Genomic DNA, 16,813 nt, shown 5'->3' on the forward strand with positions numbered 1-16,813 from the left:
ATTATGTTAATATCTTGGTGTCAGTAGAAGTACTGGTATTCACACCTAAGAGCTAAATTTTTCTAAGACTGTAAACGTGGTCTCAATGCAGTTCTAATATCAGAAAGCTGAACACCCTCGGATTGTAACTGACTTCGAACAGCATTAAATACATCTTCTACTTGATTAGGATCACTAATCGTTACAATTACACTAAATGGTATCGGTTCTTTAATTACATAATCTGCTCTAGTTAATGGCTCTACTACCAAACGACACTGTGAGGATTGTCCAACGCCTTCGATAAATACATCACTTGATTGTTTTATTGGCCACCATTTAGCTCCTTGTGCAATTCTTTCTTTTTCTAAGCCACTATCTGCTTTTTCATTTCTAATCATTCCACGATAAGAAATTTTTCCTGTATTTTTATCTAACTTAGCTTGTCTTAGCCATGTGTTTATATTGACTAAGACGAATTCAGCGCCATTTTCTCTTTCGATTGGAGGGCGATACACTGTCGTAATTTTCACACTACCTTGACATTTACCTTCTGGAGTAACTAGGCAAGATGGCCATGCAAAATCAAAAACCATTTGCTGTCTATGACCTATTTCACCATTAAACACCATTGTAATTTCATGATTATTTAATAATAGTGATGAACTTGCATTTTGAGGTAATCCAACCCCAACATAATCTTTTGCTACTCTTTTTAAATTCTTCGTTTGTAATATTTGCGGTACTTCAGAATTATGTAATAACAATCCGCTCAAAGCCTCTCTAGGCACTTTCCCCTCAATTGCAAAATCTAGTGCTGCAAGAGTTTTTGCTACTAACGGTGCAGCATAACTAGTACCGCAACCTTGACATAAATTACCGTCAGGACTTATCGAATAAAGACCATGTGATTTTGCTAATCCTCCCCCCACATGTGCAATATCAGGTTTTGCTCCATATGATGGACCAGGTCCTTTTCTAGTATACTGAGCTGGTTTTACATGACCTGTCATTGAGCTTGGATCTAAAGCTCCTACTGTAATAGAACGTAGACTATCTGCTGGTTGAAAAATTCTATCTTTTCCTGAGTGTCTATACTCTGCAAGCATTTGCAAAGCATCTTTATCAGTTGATGGCCACGGTTTTCTTACAGTATTTTGATCTAAATTGCCTGCTGGCAATACAAAAATAACATCGTATTTATCGCATATCTGGTCTATTGTATTTGCAAATAAACTATAGCGAGTATCCTCAACTAAAGTTTCAACAGACAAGCTCATATTAAAAATACGAACTCCTTGTGAAACTGCTTCTGCTATTTCAATTTCAAGCTGCTCAAGAAAGTCAATAAATCCATTTGGGTAGTAATATGAAAATTTCTTTTCATCTGGATATATCCCCAAATCATAAAACTTACATTCACTTTCTTCTAATTCAGGTAAGGGATTTAACTTTTTCCCAGCACTTACAAGCCCTGCAATGAATGTACCGTGATCAGTTTTCTTCATGTTTGGAAATACAAAATCAGAACTTCCAATACTCCATGAATTTAAGGCAGCAATGTCAGCAACACCAGAATCAATAATTCCAACCACAGGATAATTTTTACCTGCTTGAGGTAAATTCAAAGTACAAACAGATTCATTAACTGTGGATTCATTAGATGCTTGTAAAATTGGTGGAAGAAAGATAGATCTGACAATTTGTGAATTATCTAAAAAGGCAAGTAATGACTCATGATCTTCAAGTGTTGCTCCATTTGGGCGATTCATTTTAATTACAAAAAAAGAGTTAGAAAGCCAATCCTTATTCACTTCTGTTACAGAAATTGGAATATCTAATGCGTTTAGGCTAGCTTTAAATTTTCTCAATAGCTTTAAAGACTGACTCTTCTGCTTGTCATTAACAGTTTGTGAAACAAAATCAGCTGAATAGAACGTCTCTATATAATAAGCTCCGCCTGTTCTAGCATCACTTAACCAATTCCAAGCTTGCTCTGTCGTAAAATTTCTTCGCTCTTGGGTTGAATAAGCTCTAATTGTAGTAATTGCACCAACCTCACTCCTTTGAGCACTTGGTTTAGCAACTGTTTTACCCTTTTTATCCTTTACCCAATTTGTTTTTTCTTCAGCAGCGATTACAGCCAATTCAGCTGTTTGGAGATCCTCTTCAGATAACTCAACAATTAAGCGTCCGAGTTCATTACCACCAATAGATCGTACTTTTTTTAAAGGAAAAAGTTTATCTGTTGGCTTATGACTTTTAGCCCAAGCAGCTGATTGTAATTCAACAGTCGCGTATATAACTTCATTATCTTTGAGCATTTTACTACTTCTAAGATATTGAATTTCTTCGATCAAATTTTGTTTATGAGTCTTAAAATCTTCATCAAGCCCAGCGTAAAAATCCTTATTTCCTCCACCTGGTGGCTTATTATTGGCCACCACATAGTTTTGTGTATTTAGGACAATTTGTACTGGGTTATTACTCATATTTTTATCCTTCTAAAGCTACGATATCTTTGTTTGAATTTAACATTTTGCTAATTTTCGGTTGTGTTACACCAAATAATTGAGCTATTTTCATTTGTGAAAAACCTAACTCAGTATCATTGTTCAATATTTGAGCTAATTCTTCAGGTGAACTTAATACCTTTTGCTTTCGATCATTACTATTTGTATTCGCATTCAAGCGCAAATATTCTTTAATTGTTTCTAAAAAATGAAACTCCTTGTCTAGTATGGCAATTTTCCTTTGAATAAAATATGCCAATTTTTCAATATCTGACCCGCTATAACCTTTTGATAACCATACTAAAAAATCTAGTTGAACTTCTGTTATTTTAATTAAATCACTAAAATGATTCTGCAACATGGTGCGTCGTGCTAGAGCAATAGGTTTTGGAATTTCGATTCTTAAATCAAATCTACGCCAAATAGCTGAATCTAAAAGTAATTCATGATTTGTAATCGCAATTGTAAAACCAATCTTGCTTCTTTCATCAAGACATTGAAGTAGGGTATTTACAACTCTCTTTAGTTCACCAAGTTCATTTGGATCATCACGCAACTTAGCAATTGCATCAAACTCATCTAGCAACAAAATACATTTATACCTATTTGCAAAAGCAAAAAGATTTGCAATATTTCGCGCAGTTGTACCTAAAAAAGATGAAAGTAACCCATCGAGGCGAGCTACAATAATTGGCAATCCTAATGTTTCACCAATATGATGTGCTAACAATGTTTTACCAGTACCAGGTGCTCCAAAGAGCATTAATGATAATGCAGGCTCAATTCCCTTGCTTTTTAATTTATCGACATGTTTCCATTCATCCAAAATATTATTGATACTTGAAGCTAATCCACTTTCGAAAATTGGCAAAGTTATATGATTAGCGTTAGGAAAAATAATTTCGGCTAATGATGCGCTTGTTTCTCTATCAACAGGAGCTTTCACTGTTGGAATCAATTGTTCACCAGTTAAAGCATTTGATGAAAGAATAACTCTGCTCGGCAAGATTTCTATATTCTTTTTTTTAGCTTGTAAAAGCTTTTTTAATCCAGCAACTTGATCTACCTCTTCATCTTTCTCCAAAGCTTTTATCAACCTTTCAACATGACCTGATATGGCTGGATTTTCGACTTGTAGTGCTGCTCTGCATATAGCGACAACAATTGAATAATGTTGCATGTTCCACCTAATTGCTTTCTATTCCAGAAAATAAAAAACTATAACTAATTTTAGTATTATATAACAAAAAATCAGATAAATATTGTATTTTTAGTGAATTTATACTATAAATGGATTTTTCTATAAAAGAAACTATACTTTTTATAACTAAAAGCATATTTTAGATATATCTTGTATTCCGATGACAAAAAATGTATTTATTCTTGGATTGTGAATTTAATGGTTGGCATGATCAAGGTACAGGTGAATTGATTTCATTAGGCTTAGTGTCTGCCGACGGCAAATATGAGTTTTATGAGGTGGTGAGCTGTAAGAATCCTAGTCCTTTTGTTGAACAACATGTCCTGCCAATTTTAGGACAATCAGCTATTCCTGTATGGGAGTTAGTTAATAAGCTATGCAGCTTTTTATGGGAAGTGAATAACCAGGAAGATGGGGATATCACTATAGTAGCTGACTATCCTTCAGATATAGAGTTATTTAACCGTATTTTGCTCTTAGGACAAGGGCAATGTATTAATGTTCCAGTATTAGGTTTCTTACTCGATTTGTCACTCACTACGAAGAACTCTATGATTCCTCACAATGCCTTAGCTGATGCTAGAGCTTTGAGCAAAGATTATGCATTAAAGTACGCTAATAAGATCACAAAGTGAGTGAGCTTTGAATTTAGCTCTACCTGACTAAAGGTGGCTTTTTATAATCTTATCCTACAATTTAATTTATAGACTTATGCTTCAAAAGGCTTAGTTGAGCGGGGGCTGGGCCATTTTTTTATAAACTTATCCTACAACTGACATTAAAATAAAATTAAAAAAATCCCCGCTCAATAGGCGGGGATTTTTATTTTAGCGACAGATAATTTGGTGTATTTATATAATCAATTTAAAACAGACAAGTCTGTATAAATTGCTCTTTATTTAAAACCTGATTTCTATAGATTTTGGAAACTGAAAAACATCACAATTTGCTCCACTTCCGATGCGATCTACTACTGCAAAATCACTCGGCGCTTCAAAGGTAAGCAACGGATGATGCCATGTGCCTGCCCGATAATTAATACTTTGCTTACCATTCGAGACGAAAGCACAGAGCTTGGAAATATCGGGAGTGTTTTCATCTAAAGCGGGCGCCACAATAATTAAAAACTTTTGTTGCTGTAATGGAATAAATGCCTGAGAACCTTTCGGATGACGCTCTAGCATTGAGATTTCCAGAGGCAGGACACTAGCCTTAATATTACGGAAAATACTAATTCCTGCCTTTGCTTCACCTTCAATTTCGGTTTCAACGAGCGCATGGTAGCGCTCGGTGTGGGCATCATTAATATGAAAAAAGTCATGCCCGTCGCAACAAATGACTTCTCCGAAGGGCTGAAAGTTTTCAATAGTTAAGGGCTGAATTTGAACAGTATTCATGATCATGATTTAGCAATTTTCCCCCATAAACGAACACGGCTAATACCACCATCTGGAATCATGTTAATGCGAATATGAGAGATCTTTTCATGCTGTAAAATCTCATTCACATATTCATGAATATGGTCCATTTGCATTGGTTGAGCTTCAAGTAAATAAGACCAGAACATACTTTGTGGAATTAACTGTGCATCGGTTGCATTTTCAAGGTAAACCGCTTGTATAGATACTTGGGCAGGGAAGTTCCCTTTAAAATGAGCCGTATCAATTTCGAGCTTTTCAATTTTTCCGCTTTTACCTAACGCAAGAATACACCAGTCATAACCCGGTGCGCGGCGGCGTTTGGTTTCCCAACCATCGCCCATGTTGATACCACGACCAGGGTTAATCAAATTACGTGGGTGTCCAAAGTGCGCATCGCTATAGGCAATTACGCGACCACCATTTTCAAGGGCTAACAAATCGAGAGTTTGCTCACTATCAGTCACCTGAATGTGAACATCTCCATAAACACGCAAACGAGCAACACCGCCATCTGGGAAAATATTGAGGCGTATATGGGTAAAAAGTGCATCATTATTGACCATAAAAATATGATGCTGACTTGGCCCTAGCTCAGTATTTTCTAGAACACTCTCCCATTTTGCACCTGTTAGGTCTCCATTTGGTGCATAACACGCTTCTAATGAGGCAGATGCTGGATAGTTTCCTGTAAAAAAGCTGGTATCGATATCAAGTGCAGTGATTTTTCCACTCACTCCTAGCTTCACAATACACCAGTCATATCCCGCGTGACGCTTACGACGGGTCTCCCATCCATCCATCCACTTACCGTTGTCATCAAATTTATCTTCAACAAAAATAGGTGCTTCAAATTGCAGCATACGCTTTGCTTCTGCAAAGAAATCATCTGAACACTCAATGACTTGTGCACCAATTCGGACATCTACCAAATTGGTTTTTGTGTTCAAAATTTCAGGAAGTTCAAAAGCTGGAGCGTGTAAAGTTGCCATAATGGGGTATCCGTATTTCTTGTTAAAAACATGATTTTTCATTTAAAACTATCAACATACAGAGCACGTTGAGACGAGTTTTATACTTAAATATATAAGCATGGGGCATGCCAGTTTTGTGGAAAAGATAAATAAATTTTGAACGATGGCATGTTTTTAGCATAAGCACCCTATAGGTGAATATCTATAGGAGAGTGTTATGAATGTGGTGATTATTGGTGCGGGAATGGGAGGTCTAACCACAGGCATTGCATTAAAAAAATTTGGTCACCAAGTTCGTATTTTTGAGCAAACTGAAAAGATTCTTCCAGTCGGCGCTGCTATTTCGTTGTGGTCAAATGGTGTGAAATGTCTGAACTATCTCGGATTAACTGACAAAATCGCCAAACTGGGCGGACAAATGGACGACTTAGCCTATGTCGATGGTTTAACTGGAGATGTGATGACACAATTCAGTTTATTGCCATTAATTGAAGAAGTAGGACAACGGCCATATCCGGTTGCACGTGCCGATTTACAAAATATGCTGATGGATGAGTTTGGCCGAGACCAGATTTATCTAGGCAAAAAAATGGTGAGCCTTGAAGACAAGACCGATTATGTCGAAGTACATTTTGCAGATGGCAGTTCAACACAAGCTGACTTACTGATTGGGGCGGATGGTACTCATTCAATGACTCGTGCCTATGTGTTGGGTCAGCAAGTACAGCGCCGTTATGCTGGTTATGTAAACTGGAATGGTTTGGTTGAGATTTCTGAAGATTTAGCGCCAGCTCAGCAATGGACGACCTATGTAGGAGAAGGTAAGCGAGCTTCTTTAATGCCCGTCGCAGATGGTAAGTTTTACTTCTTTTTAGATGTGCCTTTGCCAGCAGGATTAGACAATAATCGAGATGAATATAAAAAACTTTTAAAACAATATTTTGCTGATTGGTGCCAACCTGTACAGCAACTCATTGAGCGCTTAGACCCACAAAAGACCAATCGGGTAGAAATCCATGATATTGAACCGTTTGCCCAATTTTATAAAGGCCGCGTGGTGATCTTAGGCGATGCTGCACACAGCACTACACCTGATATTGGACAAGGTGGCTGCCAAGCCATGGAAGATGCGATTTATTTAGCGCGTTCTTTGCAAATAAATACTTTGGGTTTAGAGGACGCTTTACGTCGTTATCAAAACAAGCGTAATGAACGGGCCAATGAGTTGGTTCTTCGTGCCCGTAAACGTTGTGATGTGACCCATATGAAAGATGAAACTGTGACCCAAGCTTGGTATGCAGAATTACGCCGTGAACAAGGTGGACATATTATGCAGGGGATTATTAGTAATATTGTAGGTAATCCACTCGACTAAAACAAAAACAGCAAGGATTTTTCCTTGCTGTTTTAAGCTTCTAAATAAAAATTTTAGAAGTGGTATTTAACCAAAGCACTCACGTTATTTTCATCTCGGCCTTGTAGACCAAATTTATTATTCCATACAGAGTGTTCAATACCGAGGTATAGACGTGTGTCAGGAGAAATGTGTTTACCTACATTCCATTTCCACTGAGTTGTCCAGTTTAACTCGCTAGCATGGTCACCTTCAGCAGTTGACCAATCTAGGAAGCCATCAACCAAGAATTCTTCAGATGCAATGTTAAATGGAATACCATAAACGAAAGTCATTTGATAATCGTCGTCAGTTTTCTCATTATTTGCACGGTAGAAGTTTAAATTCGCATATTTAAAATATGGAATATCTAAATCAACAGCAAAACCATATAAGAAATTATCAAAGTTATTGCCGTTTTCGCTGTTACTTTCCCAAGTGGTACTAATGAGTACATCTTTAATTGGGCCATAAGCTAGTTTTTTGCCAGACACTTCGCCCAAGCTTAAACGTGGTGATAACTCAAAATATGTACTTTTATGATCGTCTTCACCGCGCATACGGTCCATGAAGAAAAACACATCAGCATATTTAACTTTTGCAGCATATTCCAAAGTAATCGTAGTTTCTTTGTCGTCTACAACTTCATAGTTTTCACCATAAAGTCCAGTCACGCTAAAATCTTGCCAAATTGGTTTTGCCTGAACCATGGCAGTTGCAGATAACAAGGCACAAGTCGCCGCAAGTTGCTTTAATTGCATTTAAATGATCTCCCCCCAAATAAAGCACGCTAAGGATACAGGGTCTTAAGCAAAAATGAAGCCAAATTTGATCAACGGTTAAAAAAAGGCCCACCGAAGTGGGGCGCTAAAAACCAATCTATTAATGTGTATTTCTAGTATTTATGGTTTGGCTCAAATGAGGAGTCGATGAGCTACGAAATGAAGGCAAATGATTAAATAATAAATTCAATAAGATAGCAAAGATGCAAGTCGAACTAATACCCGAATGGAACAAAGTTTGTACCCAAACTGGAAAATGTGCATAAAACTCATGGTTAATAATTGGGATCATTCCTGCCGATAAAGCAGTCGCGACAATGATCAAATTTTTCTGATCGTTATAATTTATTTTTGCTAAAGTGCGAATTCCGCTCGCTGCAACTGACCCAAATAAGACCAGACCTGCACCACCAAGTACAGGCATAGGAATTGCTGCAATTAGACGCCCCATAACAGGCAATAACCCCAAAATAATGAGAATGACACCGCCTGCAGCCACAACAAAACGGCTTTTGATGCCTGTAATCGCAACTAACCCAACATTTTGAGCAAAAGCACTTTGCATGAATGAACCAAAGATAGGTGCAACAGCACTTGAGAACATATCTGCACGAACACCATTGGCGATACGTTTAGAATCGACATCGGTTCCTACAATGTCTCCTACAGCAATAATATCGGCTGTAGTTTCCGTCATAATCACCAAGGTAACGATGAGCATTGATAAAATGGCACTCAGTTCAAAGGTAGGCAAACCAAATGCAAAGAAATGTGGAAATTGCAGCCATGCACCTGAACTCACCTGACTAAAATCACCAAACCCCATGAGGTAGGCGAGGGTAGTACCAGCCACAATAGCCAACAAAATTGATAAACGTCGAATGCCAGCTTGTGGCAGCATGTTTAAAACAATCACAATGCCTAAGGTTAGTAGGGCCAAAGAAATATTTTCTACGCTTCCCCAGTTGGGTGCTTTATCGTTGCCACCCATCATCCAGCGAATCGCAACGGGTAACAGAGATAGCCCAATAATCGTGATGACGCATCCCGTCACAACAGGGGGAAAAAAACGAATGATTTTTGAAAAGTAAGGTGCAAGGCAAAGTCCAACTAGAGAGGCTACAATGACCGCCCCATACACAGCAGGTAAGCCGCCACCAGTGGTAATAATGGCGACCATGGTTGCCACGCCAGCAAAAGACACCCCCTGAACTAAAGGTAGTTTTGCGCCTAGATATTTGGTTCCTATGGTTTGTATGAGTGTTGCCAACCCACCTACAAATAGGGCTGCTGCAATGAGCATTCCGACTTGTGCCGAGCTTAAGCCAGCCGCCGTTCCAATAATAAGGGGCGGAGCCACAATACCACCATACATGGTCAGCACATGCTGTAAACCGTAAGCAAAACTTTTCGAGATTCCTAAATATTCATGCTCTGGAGAAATCGCATTCTTTTGTCGATCATTCATATTTTTCTCCTATTTTAATTCAGTTAGCTACCACGATAAGTAGAGTAAGCAAACGGGCTAATGAGTAGTGGAATGTGATAGTGCTGCTTGATGTCTTCTATAAAAAATTGAATGCAAACACGCGGGAAAAAAGTTTTGACTTGCTTTGATGAAAAATAAGGCGCAATTTCAAATTCAAGTTGATATGGCCCTTCAGTTAAATCTTTGATACCAAAATCACTTACTCGACCATCTTTATTGGTGGTTGCGGTTGCAATCAGTTCATGGGTTGCTGCATGAAATAACTTCACTTCGACTTCTGCAGCGGGTTTACCTAAATTTGTATCTAAAATATGAGTGCTGATCATGCTTGTATTTCCTGAGATAGACGTAATAGAGCAATTGCTGCGAGTTGCTCATGTACAATGACTTTTTCTATAGCTAAGTTGTTTTGAAGACGTTGATTAAGTTTTTTTAAAATCTCATCGCTACTAAGACCTGCGGCTTTAATTAAAAAAATGAAGCCAAACTTCTGTTCATAATCGAGATTGCCTTGTAGCAGAGCTTGTTGTGTTTGCTCATCTAAAGAAATGCCAGCTTGCTCTTGAGCTGAAAAATTTTGTTCTTTTGCATTAAGTTGTTTTTTTGCTTGCCGTTCACCAATTTTTGGATGAGTTGTTAAAGCATTTTCAATCTCTTCCCATGACCATGTGTGGCTCAATTGTTCCGCATATCCTAAAAGAACAGACGTTGATGAGTAGGGGCGTTCTGAGATAATTTTTTCGGCCCAAGCTGGAATATGGACGCAGTTATTTAACAGAGTCTTGAGTTGATCGGGTGGGGCTTGGTTGAACTCGGCTAAAAACACTGTCATTCCTAAACTCAATATAGTGATATAGAGTTTTAGCAATAACAGTGCCAAAAGTGGTTAATATTTCGCTAATGAATTAGCAAAATGAATAATCAACTATCGAGTTATGTGATTTTTATACCAATACTCTGCTATATCCTGACGGCGACAGACCCAGACACGATCGTGCATTTCAATATAGTCGAGAAACCTTTGTAATGCTTTAAAACGACCCGGATGCCCCAAAATACGGCAATGCATTCCAATCGACATCATTTTTGGTGCAGTTTCACCTTCTGCATACAACACATCAAAACTATCTTTTAAATATTGAAAAAACTGTTCAGAGCTATTAAATCCACCTGGTGAGCAGAATTTCATGTCGTTACATTCGAGGGTATAAGGAATAATTAAGTGCGGACGGGATGAACCTGCCTCATTGGTAAGGGTCGTCCAAAAGGGTAGATCATCGCCATAATAATCTGAGTCGTATTGTATTTGCGGAAACTCTGCGAGTAACTGACGGGTATTAGGACTATCGCGCCCAGTGTACCAGCCTATAGTTTTATTTTTAAACAAGTTTTTTAAAACAGATAAAGCTTGTTTCATATGCTGTTTTTCGACTTCAATGTCAGTGTCTTGATAGTGAAGCCATCGGTAGCCATGAGAAACCACATCATAATCAGCTTCTTTAATCGCTTCGACAATATAAGGGTTGCGCGCCAACGCCATAGCAACGCCAAAAATGGTCATTGGGAGCTTGCGCCGTTGGAACTCACTATGAATGCGCCAAAAACCAGCACGTGAACCATATTCGTACATAGAGTCCATCGACATATGCTTGGCTGGATAGCTTGCAGCACCAATAATCTCTGATAAAAACTGTTCCGAACCCTCATCGCCATGCTCGATATGCTTTTCGCCACCTTCTTCATAATTCAGGACAAATTGCACTGCAACCTTAGCATTGTTGGGCCATTTCACCTCTGGAGGCTGTCCGTGATAACCGATTAAATCACGTGAATAAGGAGACTTCTGAATCTGCTCAATGAGTTCTGCTCCATATAGATAAGATTCGGTCACAATTGCTCTCCTTTTGTTCAATTTTTCATAAAAATTTAAAAAATCAGCTTGCATATTTTTATAGATGGACTGATATTGAAGATATGAAGATCTTCAAAATAAATTAAAAGCAGTACGTTTAAGTCAGGAGATAACAAACCATTACACCATCAAAATGTACAATTGAAGTCAGTTCATGCATGCTTAAAACATGCCAACATAAAAAAGTTTTGCATAGAAAAGATCCACAGTAAGAAAGAGAGGATGGTATTTATGAATATTGAAATCCGCACAGATAAAAACATCCATAATAGTGAACGTTTAATTACTTATGTACGTGCAGAACTTACTCAAGAATTCCAACGTCATAGCGAACGTATTACGCATTTTTCGGTTCATTTTAGTGATGAAAATGGGGACAAAGGTGGTGACAAAGATATCCACTGTATGATTGAAGCCCGTCCTGCCGGTTTGAAACCAGTTGCAGTGCACCATAAAGCAGGAAATATTGATGCTTCAATTCATGGCGCGATTGAAAAACTAAAACGCAGCCTTGAACATACGTTTGAGAAAAAGGAACACCCGAGAGGTGGTCAACCTGAATTCATTGATGATGAAGCTTAAAAATAGCTAAAAAGCCCTTCGGGGCTTTTTTTATGGAATATTAAAAACAAGAATAAAAACTCTTCACAACTTTTGGTTTGCAATGCAATAGCATTGACCTCTAAAATCTTTATCAGAGATTAGGCATAATAGCCCTAATATATTTTTGAGAGATGGTCATGTTAACCACCCAACAGCAGGCTTTAATTCAAGCCATAGAAGAATTAGAACTTACGCAAGTACAAAAATTACTTGCTGAGGGGCTTGATCCGAATTTCATTGATCCGGAACAAGGGCCACCCGTGTCAATTATCTGTGATGGAATTTTTAAATGGTGGGAAGACGTTTCAGAAGCTTATGAAGCGGGTACTCCTTTATCAAAACAAGAAAAGCAAGATGCATTACAAGTTTATCTCGATATCCTTGATGCCTTAATCCAAGCTAAAGCAAATGTTCATCTTTGGGATGCAGAAGAATTTTATGGCCCACTATGGGATGCGGCAAGTTCGGCATGCGCACCAGCGGTTCAACGTTTACTTGATGAAAAAGTTGACCCAAATACACGTGATGAAGAAGGACTTACCATTTTATCTTCAATCAGCCAGTTGTTCTTTGATTGTGATTTTGATGAAATAGATTGGTCAGAAGCGCTTCAAGAAGAGCGTGAAACATTAGAATTGTTGCGCCATCATGGGGCAAAAATGTCAAAAGAACTAACTACTTGATTGGATAATAGAATGAGAACATTTCAAATTTTAACTTTTGCTCTGACCACTGTTGCCGCAGGAAGTACTTTTGCTGCTGAGTTCTCGTTTGACCGTCCTGGTTCAGGCTTTGGAACAGGCATCACTCCAGTAGGGCAGTTAGCTTGGGAACAAGGCTTACCAAGTGCAACTTATACAGAATCAAATGTTGATGGTGTGAGAGAAAAGACCGTAACCGTCAATGAAGATATGTTATTCCGTACAGGTTTGGCTAAGGACCTAGAATTACAATTAGGTTGGCAAGGTCCGGCTTGGACTCAAACTAAACGCGCAGGTAAAAAGACAGATACCTCTGGTTTAGGTGATGTAAGCATCGGCTTAAAAAAAGCGATTGATTTAAATGATGAAAATTTAACAATGGCTGTATTGGCTCAAGCGCTTATTGCAACAGGTAATGATGAATTTACTGCACATGACGATATTTATAGTTTAAGTTCGGCAGTGGCTTATCAATATAATGATTTGATCAATACAGCAATTACCATGCGTTACGAAGTGCAAAACAGCAACTGGGCTGTGACTGCTATTCCAACCATCAACTATAAAATTGTCGGCAAACTTTCTGGTTATTCTGAGTTTGTATATCGTAAAGCTGAAAGCGAAGACTATCAATATAGCCTAGGCACAGGTTTAGTTTATGCAGTTAATAAGCGTACTCAGCTTGATGCAAGTGTTGGAGTAGATCTAGATGGTCAATATAAAGGCTACCGCGGTGGCTTGGGTATGGCATTCTTATTCTGATAAAACTAACTTGAATAGATGTTAATGAAAAAGCTTTTTTCTCAGGGAATTATTTATTTTCTAGCTGCGGCTACGTTGGTATTTAGTCAGTTTGTTTTTGCAGAAGATAAGCTACTTGCACCAGAACAGGCTTTTTCATTTTCGGTTGAGTCGCCACAATCGCATACTGCGAAATTATCGTGGCAGATTCAGCCGAACTATTATTTGTATCAGCATAAATTTACCGTACAACAGGGTACTCAACCTTTAACTTTGAATTTGCCTAAGGCAGTTTCTCAATATGATGAGAACTATGGGCAAAGTCAGGTTTATTATCATCAAATCAATTTCCAGATTAAAACCAAGCCTTCAGAGCACTACACTGTAACTTGGCAGGGCTGTGCCAAAGACCGTATTTGTTATCCACCCCAAACCATCGAGTTTCAAACCGATGCAGATGGATTGGTTGGTGTGCAAAACCAAGCAGGGGCAGCACCGAAACGCTTATTAGATTTGGCAAATACACAAGCATCGTCTCAAGAAACTCTAACTAATCAGACAAGTTCAGAAACTAAAGCAGATGCGACTACTCCACAAATTGCAGAAGACCAGATTTGGTCGGCGAAACTAATTGAACACTCGCTTTGGTATGGTGTTTTATTATTTTTAGGCTTAGGCATGTTGCTCGCATTTACACCATGCTCTTTACCCATGTTGCCGATTTTAACTTCATTAATTATTCGAGAGCATAAAGGTTTAAAGGCTTGGACTATTGCACTTACTTTTGTATGTAGTATGGCATTGGTTTATGCAGGTCTAGGTTTAATTGCTTCTTCAGCAGGGCTAAATTTCCAACGTTGGTTGCAACAGCCCGCCACGCTTATCGCGTTTAGTTTGTTATTTGTGGTTTTTGCCCTAAATCTGTTTGGGTTATTTGAGATTCGTTTACCGCAAACTTGGTTAAATCGACTCGATCGCATTCAGTCCATGCAACAAGGTGGTACTTTAGTTGGTGCAGGAGTCATGGGCGTAGTTTCTGCGCTCTTGGTTGGTCCATGTATGACCGCACCTTTGGCTGGAACTTTACTATTTATTTCTCAAACCCAAAACCAATGGCAAGGTGCTTTGCTTTTATTTTGTTTAGGTTTTGGAATGGGGATTCCTTTACTCATCGCTAGTGTTTTAGGTGCAAGATTTTTACCTAAAGCTGGCGACTGGATGCATCAGATTAAAGTAATTTTTGCTTTTCTGATGTTAGGTCTAAGTCTTTATTTTATTCGCCCTTTATTGCCAGATTGGGGCATGCAAGTGCTTAGTTTATTGCTAGGCCTCGCTTTTATTGCCTACGCACTTTATCAGTTCTTTTGGAAAAAAGGGCAGTTACAGTGGCTCTATGCGCTTCTACTTTTATTGGTTACTCCGTTTGTTGCCTATAACCAGTATCAGCATTTTCAAAATCGCAGTTTGCAAAGTTCCGAGCACATGGCTGAATGGCACATTGCGACAACAGCAGCAGACTTTCAGAAAATTTTAGCAGCAGCGCCTGCTGATCGGGCTATTGTCATTGATGTCTATGCAGACTGGTGTGTGGCTTGTCAGCCTATTGAGCATCGTATTTTAAAAGCACCAGAAGTTCAGTCAGCTCTTGCGCCTTACTATCTCATTAAGCTTGATTTGAGTCATTATGACCATTCACATGAGGCTCTACTCAAGCAGTGGAGTATTTTAGGGCCACCAACTTATCTGTTTTTAAATGAGCATCAACAAGAAATACGTTCTTTACGGTTAACTGGTGCATTTAGTCAGCAAGAGCTGTTGCAACAGCTTGCAAGCTTATCGAAAGCTAAATAGTTAAATTGATTCTATATGTGTATTTGTTGAAAAGTGCGCACTTGATTGCGCCCTGAAGCCTTTACCGCATAAAGTGCTTCATCTGCTTGTCGAATGACGAGGTAGGGATCGTTTGCAAAAGCGGAACTACTAATTCCAAAACTTGCACTTACATGAATCTGAATATTTTGATTGTTGAAAATAGACAGCTCTTGTAAGGCAAGTCGGCAACGCTCTGCAATTTTTTCCGCTTGAGTAATATCGGTATGAGGGAGCAATAAAATAAATTCTTCTCCACCAAATCGACCAATAATGTCTTCATTACGCAAGTTTTCAGACAAGCATTGAGCAATTTTAATTAAGACCTGATCACCCTGATGATGCCCATAGACATCATTAATTTTTTTAAAATGGTCTATGTCGAGAAGGACTAAAGCATAATCGAATTGTTGTTGGTGTAGCGACTCTAAATGTGTGTTTAAACTACGTCTATTTAAAACATTGGTTAAAGGGTCGATTTGGCTTAGACGTTGAATATAAGTTTCTCGCTGACGCCATTGGGTGAGTAATATTTCAAATAAAATAAAACAGGCCAATAAAATAGGCATAATAAAAAAAGCCATACTTCCTAACCAAAATGGATTGGTTTGGGCGTGTCGAATTATGGTGAAGTTAAATAAAGGAGCGTAGGGAATAACGCCATTCATACTTAAATAAGTGCATACTGCTAAAATAATTGTTGCTGGTATAAAGGCGCTATAAACAATTTTTCTTTCAAATAAAACCAGGCCTACACCAATGGTGCCTACATATCCAACCATTGTGGCAGGACTGATACTACCAATTAAATATCCATCATGACACAGCATAAGCATGAAGACTTGTACACTAACCAAAGGAACAATATTTTGAGCCCACTCTTGGTCTTTGTAGCGATAACAAGGAATAATCAGTAATGCCAATAAAAATAAGGTCAATAAATTCAGCCAGAGTTGTGACTCTACGAGCGGTAAATTTGCCCATTGCCAAACGCTAGGTGTTATTAAAATATAAGCTTTCCATAAAATCCAACTGAAATTCATTGCACATGCAAGTGTAAGCATCAGTGCGCTTTTTTCTAATGGGGTCCAATTAATAATATGGTTGTTATGGATGAATTCGAGAACCACCTGTTTTATTTTATTTATAGAATAAGTGATGAAACGAATTTTCATAATAATAGATGAACTCCTAAATAGAGATGTTTCCTCTTCAGATCATCCTAAAATGGGAGAGTT

Annotated in this window: 16 protein-coding genes; 6 read left to right on the forward strand and 10 right to left on the reverse strand. The window is 38.3% G+C overall.

Annotation, left to right across the window (positions count from 1 at the left end; all coding sequences use genetic code 11):
* Positions 1–62: 62 nt before the first annotated feature.
* Together I8T81_RS00710 and I8T81_RS00715 are read right to left on the reverse strand one after the other, a co-directional pair.
* Positions 63–2,471, reverse strand: a complete 2,409-nt coding sequence (locus tag I8T81_RS00710) for a S8 family peptidase (RefSeq protein ID WP_198071912.1) — start codon at positions 2,469–2,471, stop codon at positions 63–65.
* Between the two features lie 4 nt (positions 2,472–2,475).
* On the reverse strand, positions 2,476–3,672 hold the full coding sequence (locus I8T81_RS00715) for an AAA family ATPase (RefSeq protein ID WP_198071913.1): 1,197 nt from the start codon (positions 3,670–3,672) through the stop codon (positions 2,476–2,478).
* A 191-nt stretch (positions 3,673–3,863) separates the two neighbouring features.
* Here I8T81_RS00715 and I8T81_RS00720 point away from each other — a divergent pair, with 191 nt between their 5' ends.
* Positions 3,864–4,328 (forward strand): 3'-5' exoribonuclease, encoded by a 465-nt coding sequence (locus I8T81_RS00720; RefSeq protein ID WP_198071914.1) that lies wholly within the window; start codon positions 3,864–3,866, stop codon positions 4,326–4,328.
* Between the two features lie 264 nt (positions 4,329–4,592).
* On the opposite strand, the gene I8T81_RS00725 is transcribed toward I8T81_RS00720, so the two are convergent.
* Together I8T81_RS00725 and alc are read right to left on the reverse strand one after the other, a co-directional pair.
* Positions 4,593–5,096: an ureidoglycolate lyase gene (locus tag I8T81_RS00725; RefSeq protein WP_198071915.1), complete on the reverse strand. Its 504-nt coding sequence runs from the start codon at positions 5,094–5,096 to the stop codon at positions 4,593–4,595.
* Entirely contained in the window at positions 5,093–6,103 is a 1,011-nt protein-coding gene (gene alc / locus I8T81_RS00730) for an allantoicase (RefSeq protein WP_198071916.1), read from the reverse strand. The genes I8T81_RS00725 and alc overlap by 4 nt, the downstream gene beginning before the upstream one ends.
* Before the next feature lie 199 nt (positions 6,104–6,302).
* On the opposite strand from alc, the gene hpxO reads away from it, so the two are divergent.
* Positions 6,303–7,460 carry an FAD-dependent urate hydroxylase HpxO gene (gene hpxO, locus I8T81_RS00735; protein ID WP_039251955.1) on the forward strand — a complete coding sequence of 386 codons (1,158 nt, stop codon included), beginning with the start codon at positions 6,303–6,305 and terminating at the stop codon, positions 7,458–7,460.
* Positions 7,461–7,513: 53 nt separating this feature from the next.
* Here hpxO and I8T81_RS00740 read toward each other — a convergent pair whose 3' ends face one another.
* The 5 genes from I8T81_RS00740 to puuE all read right to left on the reverse strand — a co-directional run bounded on the left by I8T81_RS00740 (position 7,514) and on the right by puuE (position 11,640).
* Positions 7,514–8,239, reverse strand: a complete 726-nt coding sequence (locus I8T81_RS00740; protein ID WP_039251953.1) for an outer membrane protein OmpK — start codon at positions 8,237–8,239, stop codon at positions 7,514–7,516.
* A gap of 121 nt (positions 8,240–8,360) precedes the next feature.
* Positions 8,361–9,728, reverse strand: a complete 1,368-nt coding sequence (locus tag I8T81_RS00745) for a nucleobase:cation symporter-2 family protein (protein WP_198071917.1) — start codon at positions 9,726–9,728, stop codon at positions 8,361–8,363.
* A 23-nt stretch (positions 9,729–9,751) separates the two neighbouring features.
* Complete coding sequence (gene uraH, locus I8T81_RS00750; RefSeq protein WP_039251947.1) at positions 9,752–10,075, reverse strand: hydroxyisourate hydrolase; 324 nt, start codon at positions 10,073–10,075, stop codon at positions 9,752–9,754.
* Positions 10,072–10,575, reverse strand: coding sequence for a 2-oxo-4-hydroxy-4-carboxy-5-ureidoimidazoline decarboxylase (gene uraD, locus I8T81_RS00755; RefSeq protein ID WP_100193413.1), 504 nt, complete (start codon positions 10,573–10,575; stop codon positions 10,072–10,074). Before uraD ends, uraH begins: the two co-directional genes overlap by 4 nt.
* 99 nt (positions 10,576–10,674) lie before the next feature.
* Entirely contained in the window at positions 10,675–11,640 is a 966-nt protein-coding gene (gene puuE, locus I8T81_RS00760) for an allantoinase PuuE (protein ID WP_191103249.1), read from the reverse strand.
* Between the two features lie 252 nt (positions 11,641–11,892).
* Here puuE and I8T81_RS00765 point away from each other — a divergent pair, with 252 nt between their 5' ends.
* The 4 genes from I8T81_RS00765 (at position 11,893) to dsbD (ending at position 15,557) form a co-directional block, all read left to right on the forward strand.
* Positions 11,893–12,243: an HPF/RaiA family ribosome-associated protein gene (locus I8T81_RS00765; protein WP_004704894.1), complete on the forward strand. Its 351-nt coding sequence runs from the start codon at positions 11,893–11,895 to the stop codon at positions 12,241–12,243.
* 158 nt (positions 12,244–12,401) lie between these two features.
* Positions 12,402–12,947, forward strand: coding sequence for an ankyrin repeat domain-containing protein (locus tag I8T81_RS00770; protein ID WP_004704896.1), 546 nt, complete (start codon positions 12,402–12,404; stop codon positions 12,945–12,947).
* 12 nt (positions 12,948–12,959) lie between these two features.
* A complete protein-coding gene (locus tag I8T81_RS00775) occupies positions 12,960–13,727 on the forward strand; it encodes a transporter (protein ID WP_198071918.1) in 768 nt (255 codons plus the stop codon).
* 18 nt (positions 13,728–13,745) lie between these two features.
* The gene (dsbD, locus tag I8T81_RS00780) at positions 13,746–15,557 is read left to right on the forward strand and encodes a protein-disulfide reductase DsbD (RefSeq protein ID WP_198071919.1); all 1,812 of its coding nucleotides are present in this window, start codon (positions 13,746–13,748) and stop codon (positions 15,555–15,557) included.
* Positions 15,558–15,568: 11 nt separating this feature from the next.
* Here dsbD and I8T81_RS00785 read toward each other — a convergent pair whose 3' ends face one another.
* Positions 15,569–16,750 (reverse strand): sensor domain-containing diguanylate cyclase, encoded by a 1,182-nt coding sequence (locus I8T81_RS00785; protein ID WP_198071920.1) that lies wholly within the window; start codon positions 16,748–16,750, stop codon positions 15,569–15,571.
* Between the last annotated feature and the right edge of the window lie 63 nt (positions 16,751–16,813).

The organism is Acinetobacter seifertii (assembly GCF_016064815.1).
In the GTDB taxonomy this organism is placed as follows: Bacteria; Pseudomonadota; Gammaproteobacteria; order Pseudomonadales; family Moraxellaceae; genus Acinetobacter; species Acinetobacter seifertii.

Excerpts from the sequence above, each read along its gene's own strand:
- I8T81_RS00765 (WP_004704894.1), top strand. The coding sequence starts at position 11,893 with ATGAATATTGAAATCCGCACAGATAAAAACATCCATAATAGTGAACGT.
- I8T81_RS00745 (WP_198071917.1), bottom strand. The coding sequence starts at position 9,728 with ATGAATGATCGACAAAAGAATGCGATTTCTCCAGAGCATGAATATTTA.
- uraH (WP_039251947.1), bottom strand. The coding sequence starts at position 10,075 with ATGATCAGCACTCATATTTTAGATACAAATTTAGGTAAACCCGCTGCA.
- I8T81_RS00740 (WP_039251953.1), bottom strand. The coding sequence starts at position 8,239 with ATGCAATTAAAGCAACTTGCGGCGACTTGTGCCTTGTTATCTGCAACT.
- alc (WP_198071916.1), bottom strand. The coding sequence starts at position 6,103 with ATGGCAACTTTACACGCTCCAGCTTTTGAACTTCCTGAAATTTTGAAC.
- I8T81_RS00720 (WP_198071914.1), top strand. The coding sequence starts at position 3,864 with ATGTATTTATTCTTGGATTGTGAATTTAATGGTTGGCATGATCAAGGT.
- hpxO (WP_039251955.1), top strand. The coding sequence starts at position 6,303 with ATGAATGTGGTGATTATTGGTGCGGGAATGGGAGGTCTAACCACAGGC.
- dsbD (WP_198071919.1), top strand. The coding sequence starts at position 13,746 with ATGTTAATGAAAAAGCTTTTTTCTCAGGGAATTATTTATTTTCTAGCT.
- I8T81_RS00715 (WP_198071913.1), bottom strand. The coding sequence starts at position 3,672 with ATGCAACATTATTCAATTGTTGTCGCTATATGCAGAGCAGCACTACAA.
- I8T81_RS00775 (WP_198071918.1), top strand. The coding sequence starts at position 12,960 with ATGAGAACATTTCAAATTTTAACTTTTGCTCTGACCACTGTTGCCGCA.
- I8T81_RS00770 (WP_004704896.1), top strand. The coding sequence starts at position 12,402 with ATGTTAACCACCCAACAGCAGGCTTTAATTCAAGCCATAGAAGAATTA.
- I8T81_RS00785 (WP_198071920.1), bottom strand. The coding sequence starts at position 16,750 with ATGAAAATTCGTTTCATCACTTATTCTATAAATAAAATAAAACAGGTG.
- I8T81_RS00725 (WP_198071915.1), bottom strand. The coding sequence starts at position 5,096 with ATGATCATGAATACTGTTCAAATTCAGCCCTTAACTATTGAAAACTTT.
- I8T81_RS00710 (WP_198071912.1), bottom strand. The coding sequence starts at position 2,471 with ATGAGTAATAACCCAGTACAAATTGTCCTAAATACACAAAACTATGTG.